Annotated in this window: 18 protein-coding genes; 7 read left to right on the top strand and 11 right to left on the bottom strand. The window is 58.4% G+C overall.

Translation table 11 applies throughout. The features are described from left to right. Window positions 1-135 precede the first annotated feature (135 nt). Window positions 136-897: a gamma-glutamyl-gamma-aminobutyrate hydrolase family protein gene (locus ACY4LX_RS14390; RefSeq protein WP_463260312.1), complete on the bottom strand. Its 762-nt coding sequence runs from the start codon at window positions 895-897 to the stop codon at window positions 136-138. Window positions 898-1,177: 280 nt separating this feature from the next. Between ACY4LX_RS14390 and ACY4LX_RS14395 the strand changes: the two genes are divergently transcribed. The 6 genes from ACY4LX_RS14395 to ACY4LX_RS14420 all read left to right on the top strand — a co-directional run bounded on the left by ACY4LX_RS14395 (window position 1,178) and on the right by ACY4LX_RS14420 (window position 7,933). Beyond that, the gene (locus ACY4LX_RS14395) at window positions 1,178-2,554 is read left to right on the top strand and encodes a glutamine synthetase family protein (protein WP_133835965.1); all 1,377 of its coding nucleotides are present in this window, start codon (window positions 1,178-1,180) and stop codon (window positions 2,552-2,554) included. Between the two features lie 214 nt (window positions 2,555-2,768). Next, window positions 2,769-4,259 carry an aldehyde dehydrogenase gene (locus tag ACY4LX_RS14400; protein WP_463260313.1) on the top strand — a complete coding sequence of 497 codons (1,491 nt, stop codon included), beginning with the start codon at window positions 2,769-2,771 and terminating at the stop codon, window positions 4,257-4,259. Window positions 4,260-4,310: 51 nt separating this feature from the next. Then, window positions 4,311-5,597: an NAD(P)/FAD-dependent oxidoreductase gene (locus ACY4LX_RS14405; RefSeq protein WP_463260314.1), complete on the top strand. Its 1,287-nt coding sequence runs from the start codon at window positions 4,311-4,313 to the stop codon at window positions 5,595-5,597. A 393-nt stretch (window positions 5,598-5,990) separates the two neighbouring features. Next, a complete protein-coding gene (locus tag ACY4LX_RS14410) occupies window positions 5,991-6,539 on the top strand; it encodes a cupin domain-containing protein (RefSeq protein ID WP_007895886.1) in 549 nt (182 codons plus the stop codon). A 78-nt stretch (window positions 6,540-6,617) separates the two neighbouring features. Further along, the gene (locus tag ACY4LX_RS14415) at window positions 6,618-7,064 is read left to right on the top strand and encodes an NUDIX hydrolase (protein ID WP_149658480.1); all 447 of its coding nucleotides are present in this window, start codon (window positions 6,618-6,620) and stop codon (window positions 7,062-7,064) included. A gap of 230 nt (window positions 7,065-7,294) precedes the next feature. Next, window positions 7,295-7,933, top strand: coding sequence for a hypothetical protein (locus tag ACY4LX_RS14420; RefSeq protein WP_463260315.1), 639 nt, complete (start codon window positions 7,295-7,297; stop codon window positions 7,931-7,933). Between the two features lie 121 nt (window positions 7,934-8,054). Here ACY4LX_RS14420 and ACY4LX_RS14425 read toward each other — a convergent pair whose 3' ends face one another. From ACY4LX_RS14425 to ACY4LX_RS14465, 9 genes are all read right to left on the bottom strand, one after another. Beyond that, window positions 8,055-8,480 carry a hypothetical protein gene (locus ACY4LX_RS14425; protein ID WP_463260316.1) on the bottom strand — a complete coding sequence of 142 codons (426 nt, stop codon included), beginning with the start codon at window positions 8,478-8,480 and terminating at the stop codon, window positions 8,055-8,057. A gap of 154 nt (window positions 8,481-8,634) precedes the next feature. Beyond that, window positions 8,635-9,162 (bottom strand): hypothetical protein, encoded by a 528-nt coding sequence (locus ACY4LX_RS14430; RefSeq protein WP_463260317.1) that lies wholly within the window; start codon window positions 9,160-9,162, stop codon window positions 8,635-8,637. Between the two features lie 224 nt (window positions 9,163-9,386). Then, entirely contained in the window at window positions 9,387-9,680 is a 294-nt protein-coding gene (locus ACY4LX_RS14435) for a fructose-bisphosphate aldolase (protein WP_463260318.1), read from the bottom strand. A 675-nt stretch (window positions 9,681-10,355) separates the two neighbouring features. Continuing rightward, on the bottom strand, window positions 10,356-10,556 hold the full coding sequence (locus ACY4LX_RS14440; protein WP_149658475.1) for a PLDc N-terminal domain-containing protein: 201 nt from the start codon (window positions 10,554-10,556) through the stop codon (window positions 10,356-10,358). Window positions 10,557-10,800: 244 nt separating this feature from the next. After that, a complete protein-coding gene (locus tag ACY4LX_RS14445) occupies window positions 10,801-12,507 on the bottom strand; it encodes an amidase (protein WP_463260319.1) in 1,707 nt (568 codons plus the stop codon). 106 nt (window positions 12,508-12,613) lie between these two features. Continuing rightward, the gene (locus ACY4LX_RS14450) at window positions 12,614-13,072 is read right to left on the bottom strand and encodes a metallophosphoesterase family protein (protein ID WP_149658473.1); all 459 of its coding nucleotides are present in this window, start codon (window positions 13,070-13,072) and stop codon (window positions 12,614-12,616) included. Beyond that, window positions 13,069-13,563, bottom strand: a complete 495-nt coding sequence (locus tag ACY4LX_RS14455; protein WP_463260320.1) for a PaaI family thioesterase — start codon at window positions 13,561-13,563, stop codon at window positions 13,069-13,071. The genes ACY4LX_RS14450 and ACY4LX_RS14455 overlap by 4 nt, the downstream gene beginning before the upstream one ends. Before the next feature lie 43 nt (window positions 13,564-13,606). Then, window positions 13,607-14,794, bottom strand: coding sequence for a GGDEF domain-containing protein (locus ACY4LX_RS14460; protein WP_463260321.1), 1,188 nt, complete (start codon window positions 14,792-14,794; stop codon window positions 13,607-13,609). A gap of 78 nt (window positions 14,795-14,872) precedes the next feature. Beyond that, the gene (locus tag ACY4LX_RS14465) at window positions 14,873-15,106 is read right to left on the bottom strand and encodes a hypothetical protein (protein WP_149658470.1); all 234 of its coding nucleotides are present in this window, start codon (window positions 15,104-15,106) and stop codon (window positions 14,873-14,875) included. 220 nt (window positions 15,107-15,326) lie between these two features. Between ACY4LX_RS14465 and ACY4LX_RS14470 the strand changes: the two genes are divergently transcribed. Further along, a complete protein-coding gene (locus ACY4LX_RS14470; RefSeq protein WP_463260322.1) occupies window positions 15,327-15,947 on the top strand; it encodes a fimbrial protein in 621 nt (206 codons plus the stop codon). 132 nt (window positions 15,948-16,079) lie between these two features. Here the strand turns inward: ACY4LX_RS14470 and ACY4LX_RS14475 are convergent, their stop codons facing one another. Beyond that, window positions 16,080-16,328, bottom strand: a complete 249-nt coding sequence (locus ACY4LX_RS14475; RefSeq protein WP_463260323.1) for a hypothetical protein — start codon at window positions 16,326-16,328, stop codon at window positions 16,080-16,082. Window positions 16,329-16,450: the final 122 nt, after the last annotated feature.

A 16,450-nucleotide genomic window follows, 5' to 3' on the forward strand; every position in this document is an offset into this window, starting at 1 on the left:
CGGCGCCGCCGTCCTGGCTGCCTGGTGGTGCTTGTTGTTGTCTTGTTTCGTTTTTTACGCGTGAAGAGGCAGCGCGCGTCGGCGCACCCGCCCGTTCACGAGGGCAGCTAAATCGTTGGGTGAGGGTTTAAGTCGTCAGCGTTTTTTACGTAGCGCCGCCCGTTGCCGGCACGCGTCGCCAAACGCCTGGAAAATACTTAAATACTGAGGATTGGAAAGCACCTGCCATTCCGGGTGCCATTGCACGCCGACGGCGAAGGTCGGGCTGTGTTCCACCGAGATCGCCTCGATCAAACCGTCCGGCGCAATCGCTTCTGCGCGCAGGCCCGGTGCCAGTCGATCAACGCCCTGGCTGTGAATCGAATTGACCCTGAACTCGGTCGGCAACTCCAACGCTTCGAACACGCCACCCGGCTGCACCGCCACGGCATGAGCCGGCGCGTATTGCACCGCCAACTCGGGACTGTCCGCTTCACGGTGATCGAGCATGCCCGGCAGTTCATGCACCTTTTGATGCAGGCTGCCGCCGAACGCGACGTTCATTTCCTGAAAACCGCGACAGATGCCCAGCACCGGAACACCGGCGGCAATCGCTGCACGCAATAAAGGAAGGGTCGTGGCGTCCCGGGCCGGATCGTGATCCGTGCCGGGAGCGCTGGCGGGGCCTTGATAGTGGAAGGGTTCCACGTTTGAGGGCGAGCCGGTGAGCAACAGACCGTCGAGCTGCGCGAGCAGGTCCTCGATTTCAGTCAGTTCACCCAGGGAAGGAATGACCACGGGCAACCCCAGAGCCGCGACGCTGACAGCACGCAAGTACTTGTCGCCACTGACGTGGTAGGGGTGCAGGCCAATCTGTTTGACGCACGCTGTAACGCCGATCAATGGCTTGAATGCCATTTTTATCACCTCGAAGTTTCACACTTGAACGAGCTTTTCCGGAGCTTAGCCTTGTTGATTTTAATTAACAACTCTCATGTAAAAAATTCTAAACGCCGGTCGTCCGATGCTGAGGATCTGCGCGGCTCTGGCGGCTTATCTGGCACTCTCGTCCCCATAAAAGGCCCGAAAATAAAGGTTGAAAGGCTAAGTGTTCGCTATTGACTTCACTTTGCCGTTCGGGTTGACTGGGCTCGTAACACCGTAGTGAACATAATAATTAACAGCCAATAGGTGCATCATGTCGGTCCCTCTGCGTACCGTTCAACTCAACGAAGCAAACGCATTCCTTAAGAAATATCCTGAGGTTTTGTACGTCGACCTTCTGATTGCGGATATGAACGGTGTGGTGCGCGGCAAGCGCATCGAACGCACCAGTCTTCATAAGGTTTACGAAAAAGGCATCAACCTCCCGGCGTCACTCTTTGCCCTGGACATCAACGGCTCTACGGTGGAAAGCACCGGCCTGGGTCTGGACATCGGCGACTCCGACCGAATCTGCTACCCCATCCCGGGCACCCTGAGCATTGAGCCGTGGCAGAAACGCCCAACCGCGCAACTGCTGATGACCATGCACGAACTCGAAGGCCAGCCGTTCTTCGCTGACCCACGGGAAGTGCTGGCGAATGTGGTGCGTAAATTCGACGACATGGGCCTGACCATCTGCGCGGCGTTTGAACTCGAGTTCTACCTGATCGATCAGGACAACGTGAACGGTCGTCCGCAATCGCCGCGTTCGCCGGTATCGGGCAAGCGTCCGGTGTCGACCCAGGTGTATTTGATCGACGACCTCGACGAATACGTCGATTGCCTGCAAGACATCCTTGAAGGCGCGAAAGAGCAGGGCATCCCGGCCGACGCCATCGTCAAGGAAAGCGCCCCGGCGCAGTTCGAAGTCAACCTGCATCACGTCAACGACCCGATCAAAGCCTGCGACTACGCGGTGTTGCTCAAGCGTCTGGTGAAGAACATCGCCTATGACCACGAGATGGACACCACCTTCATGGCCAAGCCGTATCCGGGCCAGGCAGGCAATGGTCTGCACGTACACATTTCGATTCTCGACAAAGAAGGCAACAACATCTTTGCCAGCGAGGATCCCGAGCAGAACGCCGCACTGCGTCACGCGATCGGCGGTGTGCTCGAGACCCTGCCGGCGCAGATGGCCTTCCTGTGCCCGAACGTCAACTCGTACCGCCGCTTCGGCGCGCAGTTCTACGTACCGAACTCGCCGAGCTGGGGCATCGACAACCGTACCGTTGCGGTACGTGTGCCGACCGGTTCTGCCGATTCGGTGCGTATCGAACACCGCGTAGCCGGTGCAGACGCCAACCCGTACCTGCTGATGGCCTCGGTCCTGGCCGGTATTCACCACGGTTTGACCAACAAAATCGAGCCGGGCGCGCCCGTGGAAGGCAACAGCTACGAGCAGAACGAACAGAGCCTGCCGAACAACCTGCGCGATGCATTGCGTGAGCTGGACGACAGCGAAGTCATGGCCAAATACATCGACCCGCTCTACATCGACGTGTTCGTGGCGTGCAAGGAAAGCGAGTTGGCCGAGTTCGAAAACTCCATCTCGGACCTTGAGTACAACTGGTATCTGCACACGGTCTGATGGGTTTGGGCTGTTGGGGTTGATGTTGAATGTGAGGGCCTCTTCGCGGGCAAGCCTCGCTCCTACAGGGTTTGCGGTGTGCACATTATTTGTGCCCGACACATACCCCTTGTAGGAGCGAGGCTTGCCCGCAAAGACGGCCGCCCAATCACCCCTGCAATCCCCTGATACGCTGCCACAACAATCACTTATTCCTCTGCGTCGAGTCACAACAATGACAAACACTCGCAGCGACTGGGAACAACGCTTCCAGTCCTTATCCATCGAAGGCCGGGCCTTTATCGACGGTCAATACCGCGCAGCACTGAACGGTGACACCTTCGAATGCATCAGCCCGGTCGACGGCCGTTTCCTGGCCAACGTCGCCAGCACCGACGAAGCCGATGCCAACGCAGCCGTCGCCGTCGCACGGCAGACGTTCGAGTCCGGCATCTGGGCGCGTCTTGCACCTGCCGAACGTAAAAAAATCCTGATCCGCTTCGCCGATCTCATCCTGGCGAACCAGGAAGAACTGGCCCTGCTCGAAACCCTCGACATGGGCAAACCAATCAGCGATTCGATGAACATCGACATTCCAGCGACCGCCAACGCGATCCGCTGGAGCGCCGAAGCCATCGACAAGATCTACGACGAAGTCGCCGCCACACCGCACGACCAGTTGGGCCTCATCACCCGTGAGCCCACCGGTGTGGTCGCCGCCATCGTGCCGTGGAACTTCCCGTTGATCATGGCCAGCTGGAAGTTCGCCCCGGCGCTTGCAGCGGGTAACTCGTTCATCCTCAAGCCTTCGGAAAAATCGCCACTGACCGCGATCCGCATTGCGCAATTAGCGCTGGATGCCGGGATCCCGAAAGGCGTGTTCAACGTCCTGCCAGGCTACGGTCACACCGTCGGCAAGGCGCTGGCGTTGCACATGGACGTCGACGTGCTGGCGTTCACCGGCTCCACCGCGATTGCCAAGCAACTGCTGATCTACGCCGGGCAAAGCAACATGAAACGCGTTTGGCTCGAAGCAGGGGGGAAGAGCCCGAACGTGGTGTTCGCCGACGCGCCGGATTTGCGCGCGGCAGCACAAGCGGCGGCGGGGGCGATTGCCTTCAACCAGGGCGAAGTCTGCACCGCCGGTTCGCGCTTGCTGGTGGAGCGCTCGATTCGCGAGCAGTTCATTCCGTTGCTGGTGGAAGCGCTGCAAGCCTGGAAACCGGGGCACGCCCTCGATCCGGAAACCACCGTTGGCGCAGTCGTCGATCAACGGCAACTGGACAACGTGCTGCGCTACATCCAGGTCGGCAAAGACCAGGGTGCGCAACTGATCGCGGGTGGCAGCCGCACCCTCGAAAGCACCGGTGGCCTGTACGTGGAACCGGCGATTTTCGATGGCGTGACCAACGCCATGACCATCGCCCAGGAAGAAATTTTCGGCCCGGTACTGTCGCTGATCACCTTCGACACCTTCGATGAAGCGCTGGCCATCGCCAACGACAGCATCTTCGGCCTGGCCGCCGGCGTCTGGACCAGCAACCTGAGCAAGGCCCACACCTTCGCCCGTGGTTTGCGCGCCGGCAGCGTCTGGGTCAACCAGTACGACGGCGGCGACATGACCGCACCGTTCGGCGGGTTCAAGCAGTCGGGTAACGGTCGGGACAAATCGCTGCATGCGTTCGACAAATACACCGAACTCAAAGCGACCTGGATCAAGCTCTAACACCTTACAGCGGCGGTCGCCAGCGCGTGCTGGCGGCCATCGGAGAAACGTATGAAACCAACAACACATGTCAACAGCTACTACGCCGCCACCCGTAACTTCACCGGCGAATTCCCGGTGCTTGAAGAACTGGTGGAATGCGACGTCTGCGTGATCGGCGCCGGCTACACCGGTCTGTCCTCGGCGCTGTTCCTCGCCGAAGCGGGCTACAGCGTGACCGTGCTCGAAGCCGCCAAAGTCGGCTTCGGCGCCAGCGGTCGCAATGGCGGCCAACTGGTCAACTCCTACAGCCGCGACGTCGATGTCATCGAAGACCGCTATGGCGACAAAACCGCCGAAATCCTCGGCAGCATGATCTTCGAAGGCGCCGACATCATCCGTCAGCGCATCCAGCACTACGACATCCAGTGCGACTACAAGCCCGGCGGCATCTTCGCCGCGCTGAACAAAAAGCAACTCAAAGGCCTGGCCGAGCAAAAGAGCAGCTGGGAACGCTACGGCAACAAGAACCTGGAAATGCTCGACGCCGCCGACATCAAGCGCGAAGTCGGTTGCGACAACTACGTCGGCGGCCTGCTGGACATGCAGGGCGGACATATCCATCCGCTGAACCTGGCCCTCGGCGAAGCCTCGGCGATCATCGGCCTGGGCGGCAAAATCTACGAACAATCGGCGGCGGTGGAAATCACCTACGGCGAACCGATCACCGTGCGCACCGCCAAAGGCGTGGTCCGCGCCAAGTACCTGCTGATCGCCGGCAACGCCTACCTGCCACAAGGCCTCGACAATCGCGTGACCAGCAAAAGCATGCCCTGCGGCTCGCAAATCGTCGTCACCGAACCGTTGTCCGAACAGGTCGCACGCAGCCTGATCAAAAACAACTACTGCGTCGAAGACTGCAACTACCTGCTCGACTACTACCGCCTCACCGCCGACAACCGCCTGCTGTACGGCGGCGGCGTGGTCTACGGCGCCCGGGAACCGGACGACATCGAACAACTGATCAAGCCAAAAATCCTCAAGACCTTCCCGCAGTTGAAGGACGTGAAAATCGACTACCGCTGGACCGGCAACTTCCTGCTGACCATGTCGCGCATGCCGCAATTCGGCCGCATCGAGAAAAACGCCTACTACATGCAAGGCTACAGCGGCCACGGCGTTACCTGCTCACACCTGGCCGGCAAACTGATCAGCGAAATGATCCGCGGCGACGCCGAACGTTTCGATGCCTTTGCCTCCTTGCCGCACATGCCGATGCTTGGTGGCCGCACCTTCCAGGCGCCCCTCACCGCCATGGGCGCCGCGTACTACGCACTGCGCGACCGGTTCGGTATCTAAAGTCCCTGTGTGAACGGGCCCCTGTGGCGAGGGGGCTTGCCCCCGTTGGGCCGCGAAGCGACCCCAAACCCGGCCACCGCGGTGTAACGGTTACACCGGGCGCAATGGTTTTACGACCGCTTCGCAGCCGAACGGGGGCAAGCCCCCTCGCCACAACGTCCAAACCAACACCATCTTTGTGGCGAGGGAGCTTGCTCCCGCTGAGTCGCGAAGCGTCCCCGTTTTGGGCTTTTCACCCACCACCCATCGAACCTGCTGAGCAACACGAACAAACGTGATTTAATACCCGCCTTTCACGTTTCTGGGACAGGGAAGCGGTGCTCCTCGCGGCCAAAAGTCGCCCGCCATCCACCCCCATAACCCCCTTAAGTAGTGCACACACATAAGGCTGTCATGGACACGGGCTCACGACTCAAATTAGTACGCGAAAGCTACAAACTGTCCCAGCGCGAGCTGGCCCGCCGTAGCGGCGTCACCAATGCCACCATCTCCCTGATCGAACAAAATCGCGTCAGCCCCTCCGTCAGCTCCCTCAAGAAACTGCTCGAAGGCATCCCCATGTCCCTGGCGGACTTCTTCACCTTCGACCAGCCACCGCGTGAGCATCAATACGTGTTTCGGGCGAATGAACAGCCGGATCTTGGGCGGCACGGGCTGCGGTTGCTGTTGATTGGCGCTTCGGTGCCGAGCCGGCAGATGCGCTTGTTGCGCGAGCAGTACGCGCCTGGGGCTAGTTCGGGGGAAGAGCCTATCGTCCACTCGGAAGGCGAGGAGTGTGGGCTGGTGACGCGGGGGACGGTTGAACTCACCGTTGATGGGCAGATTAGTGTGCTGAATGCCGGGGATGGGTATTACTTTCCGACGACGTTGCCGCATCGGTTTCGCAATATTGGGGCGGATGAGGCAGAAATCATAAGTGCCAACACCCCGGCTAACTTCTGATATCGCAAATGGACACTGACCTGTAGCAACCTTCGTCCGTTGCTACAGGCATTCTTCAAAGTAAATGGACTTACCTGCATGACTACCCAACGCATCCGTGCACTTGCACTGTGTGTCTTCCATCACGATGGAAAGATACTGGTTAATGAATTTTGCGATCCCATCACCAAACAGACCTTCTTCCGCCCGCTCGGCGGAGGTATCGACTTTGGCGAAACCAGCGCCGAAGCCATTGAACGAGAGATCCAGGAAGAACTCGGTTTGCCGATCACCGATGTCCGATTGATCGGTACGCTTGAAAGCCTCTTTACGTATGCCGGTAAGCCAGGACACGAAATCGTGCAGGTTTACGATGCGAAGTTTGTGGATTCAGCTGTTTACGAATTGCCGTACTTGAACGCCCAAGAGAGCGATGGGGCTGCGTTCACAGCGAAGTGGCATTCATGCGCAAGCTTTACTGACGATTCGCCGTTGGTGCCTGATGGGCTTTACGATTTGCTTGGAAAAGTCGAATTGATAGGTTGACGCTCGCGACTCAATGACTGTGTAGCAATTAGCGTCAGGCTGTTTCTGACAAGTCACCGCTAAAAAATCTGTTGTCGTCGATTAATCATTCATTGGCTTGTTCGTTCGTCGGAGTAGTTATGGCAGGTAGTGTTTCGTGGAATATAGATTTGGGGAAAGTGCTGGATCGTGTCCTGAATTTTATATTCGGGACTGTGTCTAGCCGTTTGATGCTAGTCGGAATAGGGCTCATGTCCTACAATTTAAAAGATGTTTTGGTTTATGCTATTCAGACGGTAATACTCAAAAAAAATGATGCCCAGCCGCCCGGAAACAGCATCGGTTGGATGGAAGGTTTAGGGTTGTTGGTATTTGCTATTGGTCTTTTAATACCGCTTTATCATTGGCTTATTAGTTCTAGGAAAAACCTACAAGCAGATAGGTTGCTTTTCAAGCAAACTTATTTGCAAATGAGTGTTCCGCAACTGCAAGACGAATGTGAGAGGCTGTACGGAATAAAAAACGCTGACGCGCAAGCCATTCGAACGATTCTTGGACATCCAACCAACGTCAATGGCGCTATCGCTCTTTTTCAGTTTGGTTATATGAATGTTATCTATCAAGCGCCTTGGTTTCGTCTGCTCCATAAATGGTTCAAGATTCGCTATAACATCGGATTTTTAATTTGGATGTTGTTTCCGGTTCATATTGCTCTTTGTTTGCTCTTAGGTGCGCTGGAGCTTTATAATCCGGGGTTGTTAAATTCTGGTCCGTATGCAGGCCAAATATTTATTGCTCTCGCAATTTTGGAGTCCATGGGGGCATATTTAATTTTTGGTGACTTGAAGAGAATGGGTAGAGCGATAACATTGGTTGAGTTTAATAGATAGTAGTTGTCGCAGTTTAAAGAGGTGGCAGATCTATTTGAATAAGATCAGCCACCTTTTTCAGCATTGCAGTAACCGTAGCGACTCGAAGCCTCGCCAACAATGTACGGGGGCTTTTCAGTTGTCAGCGTTTCATGGCTTCGCACTGGTTCCGCAGATCGCTATTGGAAATCTGCCCGCAACTGCCATTGCCTTTCTTGGCATAGCAAAGATTGCGCTGGTCACTGTCCGAGATCTGGCCACAGCTGCCATTATTGGTTTCCGCATAGCAGGAATTGCGCATATCCGAGTTGTTGATCTGCCCGCAGCCACTGCCGCTCTGTTTTGCATAGCAATAGTTGCGCATATCGCTGTCGCTGATCTGTCCGCAGCCGGAGCCTCCTTTCTCTGCGTTGCACGCATTGCGCAAATTCGAATCATTGATCTGCCCACAGCTGCCGCCACTCTCCTTGGCGTAACAATAGTTGCGCTGATCACTGTTGGATATCTGCCCACAACTGGCATGGGCGTACCCGCTAAGCATCAACAACACAGCAATGATTACTCTCATTACGCACTTCCCTGATTTACCAGGAATCAGCCTGGCGCTGCTTGATCCCAAAAATGGTGACAGTTCTATTTAAACAAAGATCTATCACCTTATTTCCAGCGTCATTTCACCCAATTACACATTTAACGACCCCGTGCTCAATCAGCCCGCGCGCTCAACGCATCGGCAACGACAGCCGATCCAGAGCACAGCCGTTGGCCGCTGACTGCTCGGCCTGAAACAGTCGAACCCCGGAATCCAGATCGACGATGTTGATCTGGCAGCCGCTCATGACATGAGGGCCGTCGGTGATGCCGCCCTTGATCACATAGCGAGCGCCCGGCATGAACTCGGTGACAAAATCGACCGTGCATCTGCGGTTGCCGCTGGCCCCGCCCTCCAGCAACAGATGGATCGGCTTGCCCGCTTCAATGGCTCGAAAACCTTCGGGTCTTGAGGGTGTCGATGGGTAGCCACCCCAGACCGAGAACAGTTGCCGAGCGGGTGTCACGGGCACCGATCGGCCGTATTTGCAGGCCATGGTCGGCGCTGCGCTAAGGGTCAGGTAGTTGCGACGATTGATCATTGCGTCCATTTCGCTGCGGATCTGCGCTTGTGGGGCGTTGGCGGGGGCTTCGTATTGCGGGATCGGCGAGCAACCTGCGATTAGCAGCAGTAGCGAACTTAAGTACAGCGGTTTCATGGGCGTTTCTGTCCGTAGCGGTTTGAGAAATGGGCGGGATTACTGGTTCGAGCAAAATGAATCCCGCAGAGATAGGCCAAATAGGCGGCAGAGTGCCACTAAGTTGATATTGGTGGAAGGGGCGCGGGTTGCATGGCTGGATTGGCAGGGTGGGTTGTTGGACCAGCTTCAGGACGACGTAAAAAAACCGCAGACATGCGGTTTTTTTTGCGACTTGATTCGGGTTACTGATTCGGTGGCGTATCAAACCCACGCCGCTCAATCACCCGAAACACATCATGCACATCCCGGATCAGGATCCAGGCGATGTGGGTGACGGTGTTGATGTCGTTTTCGGCGTAGTCGGGGAGGGTGGTGCAGCCCATGAGGTTGAGGTATTTGAGGACGGCGTTGAGGCGTTCGCTGACGCAGTTGTGGAGTTCGCGGATTGGGGCGTCGTTGTCGATGAGGAGGACGGGGTAGTCGGTGGCGAATTGGGACATGGGGGTGAAGCGGCGTGGCGGATTATTCGTAGTCATAGGATCAGCTCTTCAATTGATTAGAAGTGCCACCTTTCTGCTGCGAAACAAATGGGTGGCAGCTATGTGCGGGTTCGCAGACCGGAGAAGAGACTAAAACCGGCAGACCCGAAGGTCTCCCACACACAGCCGCCATAAAACGTAACGGTGGCGAATTTTGCCACAGTTGTCATTTGACGGTGTGTATCCACTTCTACAGGGCTGCGAAACCCTATCGCCAATTTCTGTTAGCGATGGCTCGAATATAGGTGGGCACTTTATGGCCCGCAACCGGGGGGTAGGACGCCTTTTAGGCTGTTTTGGTGAAGGGGATTTGCTGCGATTGGCCACGAAACCCTTGCGGGCTGGGCGTTCGGAAATGTCTTAGGAAATCGGGGGCAAGGGATTGGGGCTGCTTCGCAGCCCAGCGGGAGCAAGCTCCCTCGCCACAAAGGGTGTTTTCCTACGTGGTTTTCGGACGTGAAGATCAAAAGATCGCAGCCTTCGGCAGCTCCTTGTGGGTTAGGGGATGGCGAATTAGTTCGGTGTGTCAGTCGGGAATGAAAAAGCCCCAAGTTTTCGGGCTTTTGGGAAGGGCTGGTTTTTCTTGGGGCTGCTTCGCAGCCCAGCGGGAGCAAGCTCCCTCGCCACAGGAAGCCCCTCGCTACAGAAATCAAGTTCGCTTTGGCCCGTTGGTTATTGCGCGCTGTGGGTGCTGTGTTTCGGGCCAGCCAGTGCCCAGGCGATGAGGCCGATCAGGGGCACGAAGACGATGACGACGATCCACACGCCTTTGTTGTCGACCTTGCTGCCGCTTTTGATCACTTTGTTGATCGCCCACAGTTCAATCACCACCAGTATTGCCGCGAGTGCGATCCAGACGTATTCGATTTGCATTAGCCACCTCCTGAAAGTCATTTCTTTAGGTGGGTGGTGGCGGGCAGGGTTCATTAAAATTTGTAGTTGGGCAGAACACTAATCTGTGGCGAGGGGGCTTGCCCCCGTTGGGTCGCGCAGCGGCCCCAAAACCTATCACCACGGTGCATCAGGCACACAGCGTGCAATGGTTTTGCGACTGCTTCGCAGCCGAACGGGGGCAAGCCCCCTCGCCACAAGGTGTTTGTGTTGCTTCAGATCTATGTCAGTCAGACAGCGCCGGGGTGCGCGGCGGAATCATCCGCTTGCTGCCCGTTGCTTCAAACGCCGCCGCCAACCGCAGCAACGTCGAATCATCATAGGCACGCCCGGCAAACGTCAGCCCGACCGGCATCCCAATGTCCGCCATCACACCCATCGGCACGGTGACGGTGGGAACGCCCAAATGGCGGATGGCGAGGTTGCCATTGGCTACCCAAACCCCATTACTCCAGGCAATGTCCGCCGACGCAGGATTCACATCCGCATCCGCCGGCCCGACATCAGCAACGGTCGGGAACAGCACCGCATCCAGCCCAAGCCGATCCATCCAGTGTTCAAGATCCAGTCGGCGGGTTTGTTCCAGCCCTCGAAGTCCGTCGGGCACGGTGCTGATCTGGTCCCACGGCGTAATCCCGCGCTCAGCCATGCGCACATATTCATCCATGCCCGCCGCCAGATCGCCCTCGCGATTAGGCAACGTCCCCGGGTCATGGGGGAAGATCAGCGGCCCATCCACATCCGCCAGGCGATTCAATTTCGGATCGCCATTGGCCCGCAGGAAATCATCAAACGCCCACGCCGTCAGGTCCCACAACTCATGGTGCAGGAACTCCTTGGACACGATGCCGCGATTGAACACCGTCGGGGCGCCTGGGCGATCGCCTTCGCAATTGGACACCAGCGGGAAATCAACTTCTATCACTTCAGCGCCCGCCGCTTCAAGTGCCTGGCGCGCCTGTTTCCAAAGCTCGATCACCGAGTCGCGGGTGTTGATGCGCTGCCCGGTCGGGCCACCAATCCCCGGCGCTTCTGACGTACCCGCTTCAGGATCGGCATTGATGTACATGCGAGGAATACCAAGACGCTTACCAGCAAGTGCCTCGGGGTTGGCGGCCAGCTCGGCATAGGACGCAGGGCGCACCGAAGCAACGCTCGGAATCGGCACCCACGGTTGCAGCCGCCACAGGTCGCCGCGTGTATCGGGATCTTCCGCGACCACGACGTCGAGCACTTCAAGCAAGTCAGCCATGGTCCGGGCGAAGGGCACGACCACGTCCATGGTCGGGGTCAGCGGCCAGTTGCCGCGCACCGAGATGATCCCGCGCGACGGCGTGTAGGCGCACAAACCATTGTTCGACGCCGGGCCGCGACCGCTCGACCAGGTTTCTTCCGCCAAACCGAATGCCGCGAAACTGGCGGCGGTGGCCGTGCCGGCGCCGTTCGACGAGCCGGAAGCAAAAGGCGCCGTGAGGTAATCCGCGTTGTACGGACTCTCGGCCCGGCCATAGACCCCGCGCTGCATCCCGCCGTTGGCCATCGGCGGCATGTTGGTCTTGCCCAGGCAAATCGCCCCGGCGCCGCGCAGCCGTTCGATGGTGAACGCATCGCGATGCGCGACGAGGTTGGCGAAGGCCGGACTGCCGGACGCAGCGGTCAAACCCTTCACCAGGTAACTGTCCTTGGCCGTGTAGGGGATGCCATCGAGCGGGCCCAGCGTCTGGCCTTTGGCCCGGCGGGCGTCGGAGGCTTGGGCTTCGTTCAGCGCCTCGGGGTTGCGCACCACCACGGCGTTGAGGGCGGTGGCGGTGTCGGGGCCGTCATAGGCGTCGATGCGGGCGAGATAAGCCTGGACCAACTCAACTGACGTGGTCTGGCCCGATTCGAGCGCCGCACGCAGCTCGGCAATGGAAACCTCGGTGACCTCGATCATGCTGTTCTCTCAAAATGGCTGTTCATGGTTGTTCTCGTTGTACGGCAGTGCGCGCAGTGTCTGGGCTTTCAATGGGCGCTATTTAAGCACGGCGCAGGGCGACCCATCATTCAAGCAGCGGCACCAGGCGCGGTTCGATGGAATCGGCGAGCACCTCCAGCAGCGCCAGCGTCACCGGCAGTTTGAAGCGCCGACGCCCGGCGCTGCCCGGGTTCAGGTAAAGCACCTGGCCGCGCCATTCGATGCTCGGTTTGTGCGAATGGCCGGTGATCACCAATTGGATACTGTCATCCAGATTGGCCGCCACGTCGGCGATGTCGTGTACCAGCAGCACCTGCCAGCCGTTGAGGTCAAAACGCAGACAATCGGCCAATTCGCGCGCCCAGGGCGCGTCCAGGTCATTGTTGCCGCGCACCACCTGCACCGGCGCAATCGCCGCCAACTGCGCGAGGACCTCCGGGCTGCCGATATCCCCCGCGTGAATGATGTGCTCACAGCCTTGCAGGGCCGCGATGGCTTCGGGGCGGAGCAGGCCGTGGGTGTCGGAAATGACCCCGGTTTTCATCGGCCGTGCGCCGCGTTCGCCAATTGCCCGGTGTCCACCCGCACGAAGATCGAGTCGCCGATCGCGGTAAGCACATCGCCGGCGTAGACCTCGCAGATGACGCGGGTTTTGCGCCCGACATCGCCCTCGACTTTCGCTCGCAGGGTCAGCGGCACGCCCATGGGCGTCGGCTTGATGAACTTGATCCCAAGGTTGCCGGTGACGCAATCGATGCGCGGCAGGCTTCCCGGTTCACGCTGCTCCACGCGGTAGTGATAGGCCATCGCCGTCCAGTTGGAGTGGCAGTCGACCAGCATCGCGATCAAGCCGCCGTAGACCAGATCCGGCCAGCCGCTGTATTTGGCCTCTGGGATGTGCTCGGCGATCACGTGCACGCCGTCTTCATCCCAGACGCTCTTGATGTGCAGCCCATGCGGGTTGCTGCCGCCGCAGCCGTAGCAGACGCCTTCGGGCGCGGCGATGTCTTGCAGGGACGTTTCGAAATGAGGCATGGCGCGGTCCTTCTGAACGATTAGAGCCAGACGTTGGCGGAGTTTAACGCTGAACGCGGTCGGGCATGGATTCGCTACCGGCGACTGTCCGATCAACCAGACGAATGCTGTCGCGTCCGCCACGCTTGGACGCGTAGAGCGCGGCGTCGCCTTGCTCGATCAATGCTGCCAGGCTGACGGGCGGTTGATCGAAGAGGGTGGCGCCGATGCTCAGCGTCACCGTTTCGGGCGTGGTGAATGTTTGTGCGGCGGTTTGCTGAAATTGTTCGCGCAGAGCGTTGCCCAGGCTGATGACCCGCTCGGTCGAGGTGTTATTGAGCAAGATGATGAACTCGTCACCGCCAAGTCGCGCCGCCAGTGCCGCTTCGGGCAGGTGCGCGCGAATCAGCTCGCTCAGGGCCACGAGCAAGCGGTCGCCGGCGGTGTGGCCGTGCAGGTCGTTGACCGGTTTGAAGTGGTCGATATCGATCAGCAGCAAGGCGCCAGGGCGAGTTGCGCAGACGTCCTCGAACAGGCGCGGTGCCCGTACTTCGAGGGCGCGGCGGTTGTACAGGGCGGTCAACGGATCGCGTGCCGCCAGCCGGGCGATCTGTTTCTCCCGCCGGTAGCGTTCGGTGCCGGTCATCGACAACGCGATCAGCATGATGGCCATCGCGCCTTCGACCAGGGAAATCTGGATGATCTCGCCCCGCAACGCGGCCAGATCGATCAGCGTGCCCGGAATCACGGCGGTCAGTGCCTTGGCCACATAGAAGCTGCCGTGGATCAGCAGCACATAACGCAACTGCACCGCGCCCACGCTCAACGACTTGCCGTGCGGGCGCAAGAGGAAACTGGCCCGCAACGTCGATAGCGCGACCAGCAGCGAGTTGGCCAGCAGCATGACTTTCGACCAGATGGGTCCGTCCGGTAACAACAGCAAGGCCAGCCAAACGATGAAGATCAGCCACCAGCCGCGGGACAGGCGCGTTTGCGTGAAGCGCGCAACGCCGAGCAGGAACAGGAAGTGGGCGGTCACCAGCAGGCCGTTGGCGAACCAGATACCGATCAGCAGAAAACCGCTGCTGCGTAGCAGGGCGAGGGTGGAGCCCACGCTGATCGTGGCAAACCCGGCGCTCCAGAACAGCAGCGAAGGCTCACGAATACTGCGCCATTCGATCGCCAGGTACAGCGCGGCGGCCGCGGCAAGCGCGACCGAGAGTGTCAACATCGTGAGCGGGTCGAGCGGCATTTCCTGACGGGCCTGGCTGGTTGTTGGAGAGAGACGGCGATTGTATGCGTTTGGCCCTGTTTTTCGCAGAGGCCGGCGCTACAACCACGACTCCACAATCCGCCGATCCAGCTCTTCCCAGTCGGCCATGCCCAGCACTCGCGTGGTGTTGAGGCCGCGCAAATACCCGCGCAACTGGTTGGCGACCGCGCGCACCGACTCCGAATCGGGCGCCTGCTCGCGCAGCACGATTTCGTACTCGACCAGGTATTCGGACACCCGGTCGCGGAACTCAGGCAAAACGGCATCGCGGATCAGATCAAATGTTCGCACTGCGGGCCTCATGATTTTTTCGATTGGGATTGAGTGTGGATCAGTTTACGTGCCACGCCAGCAGAATCGAGACACCTTTTTTGTAGTCCCCATCATTCATGATCGATCGTTGTGGTCCTACATTTTCATCGGAGTGCTCCTACAACGATCTTCCACGCCAATCTCTAGTCTGGACAGCTTCGGGCATTGTTCACAATCGTTCGGTGATTAAAGAAACAGATTGAGCAGTGCCAATTGCGGGGTGATCAAGTCAATGAAGAACGTTTCAAGTTCAATAAGCGCTTTTGTAGTCTCCGTCCTGCTCCCGAGCATGACGTTTGCAGCGACAGGCACCGTCCGTTTTACCGGTACTTATGTGGATAAAAGCTGCAGTGTCGAGACCGGTGACCTCAAACAGAAGATCAACATGGGGGATGTGGCCTTTACCAATATGCCGAGTGTCAGCGGTGCGTCTTTCGTGACCCAGGGCGTCAGGAAAATCACACTGGAAGTCTTTTGCGCCTCAAGAGGTTCCTTCCGGACCATTGTGATGACCTTTAAAGCGACGACGGGCGGCACGGGCGTCGATCCCAATGATCGTCGGTTACTCAAGGTCACCGGGACCGGGGGCGGCAACGCAGCCAAGGGTGGCGCCATTGCGATCGTTGCGGTGAATGAAGGCAATCGGATTATCAACCTGGGGAGCACCTTCGATAACACCATCGTCGGTAACTTGAAATCCGTCGGCGGCGGTGCGGGTTATGGAACGGTCGAAGTCGGTGCGGCGTATGTGCTCAATGGCCAAGCGATCAAGGCCGGGGTGGCGAATTCGAGCTTGCCGTTTGAAATCTCATATGAATAAAAGATAAGGGGGGCAGCGACTGTAATAGAGGGTTTTATTTTGTGCCCTGACGCTCAACGCAAACCCGGTGCCGGGAATCACGCATGTGCCGGGACGCATTACGGATGTCGCGCACAACTTGGGGCAACACCGTCACTGTTTCGGCGGTTGTGGTTTGTCCGTCATTTCGGTCGAGGAGTCGGCTTCTTTTTCCATGGATTGGGAGTCGGCGCCGGAGCTTGAACCTGACGCTTCCTCGCCCTTTTTGTTGGCCTTTTCGTCGTTGGATTCAGCGGTGGCCGGGGTGGCGGATTCTGCGGCGGTCTTCTCGGCGGCCAACGCGACAAGGCTGCAGGGCATCAGCAGGCTCGCGAAGGTGAGCGCGGCGATTGTTCTGTTCATCGTTTTATCCTCCAGCGAAGGGTACAAAACGTTGGAAGAACAGGACGGGAAAAGGTGCTAAGCCACTGACGAGCGGCACAAGTCGCACGAACATGGACAGAAAACGCACACCACGGCCCCAT

Source organism: Pseudomonas sp. Emmai, from assembly GCF_055179735.1.

Excerpts from the sequence above, each read along its gene's own strand:
- ACY4LX_RS14390 (WP_463260312.1), bottom strand. The coding sequence starts at position 897 with ATGGCATTCAAGCCATTGATCGGCGTTACAGCGTGCGTCAAACAGATT.
- ACY4LX_RS14395 (WP_133835965.1), top strand. The coding sequence starts at position 1,178 with ATGTCGGTCCCTCTGCGTACCGTTCAACTCAACGAAGCAAACGCATTC.
- ACY4LX_RS14400 (WP_463260313.1), top strand. The coding sequence starts at position 2,769 with ATGACAAACACTCGCAGCGACTGGGAACAACGCTTCCAGTCCTTATCC.
- ACY4LX_RS14405 (WP_463260314.1), top strand. The coding sequence starts at position 4,311 with ATGAAACCAACAACACATGTCAACAGCTACTACGCCGCCACCCGTAAC.
- ACY4LX_RS14410 (WP_007895886.1), top strand. The coding sequence starts at position 5,991 with ATGGACACGGGCTCACGACTCAAATTAGTACGCGAAAGCTACAAACTG.
- ACY4LX_RS14415 (WP_149658480.1), top strand. The coding sequence starts at position 6,618 with ATGACTACCCAACGCATCCGTGCACTTGCACTGTGTGTCTTCCATCAC.
- ACY4LX_RS14420 (WP_463260315.1), top strand. The coding sequence starts at position 7,295 with ATGTCCTACAATTTAAAAGATGTTTTGGTTTATGCTATTCAGACGGTA.
- ACY4LX_RS14425 (WP_463260316.1), bottom strand. The coding sequence starts at position 8,480 with ATGAGAGTAATCATTGCTGTGTTGTTGATGCTTAGCGGGTACGCCCAT.
- ACY4LX_RS14430 (WP_463260317.1), bottom strand. The coding sequence starts at position 9,162 with ATGAAACCGCTGTACTTAAGTTCGCTACTGCTGCTAATCGCAGGTTGC.
- ACY4LX_RS14435 (WP_463260318.1), bottom strand. The coding sequence starts at position 9,680 with ATGACTACGAATAATCCGCCACGCCGCTTCACCCCCATGTCCCAATTC.
- ACY4LX_RS14440 (WP_149658475.1), bottom strand. The coding sequence starts at position 10,556 with ATGCAAATCGAATACGTCTGGATCGCACTCGCGGCAATACTGGTGGTG.
- ACY4LX_RS14445 (WP_463260319.1), bottom strand. The coding sequence starts at position 12,507 with ATGATCGAGGTCACCGAGGTTTCCATTGCCGAGCTGCGTGCGGCGCTC.
- ACY4LX_RS14450 (WP_149658473.1), bottom strand. The coding sequence starts at position 13,072 with ATGAAAACCGGGGTCATTTCCGACACCCACGGCCTGCTCCGCCCCGAA.
- ACY4LX_RS14455 (WP_463260320.1), bottom strand. The coding sequence starts at position 13,563 with ATGCCTCATTTCGAAACGTCCCTGCAAGACATCGCCGCGCCCGAAGGC.
- ACY4LX_RS14460 (WP_463260321.1), bottom strand. The coding sequence starts at position 14,794 with ATGCCGCTCGACCCGCTCACGATGTTGACACTCTCGGTCGCGCTTGCC.
- ACY4LX_RS14475 (WP_463260323.1), bottom strand. The coding sequence starts at position 16,328 with ATGAACAGAACAATCGCCGCGCTCACCTTCGCGAGCCTGCTGATGCCC.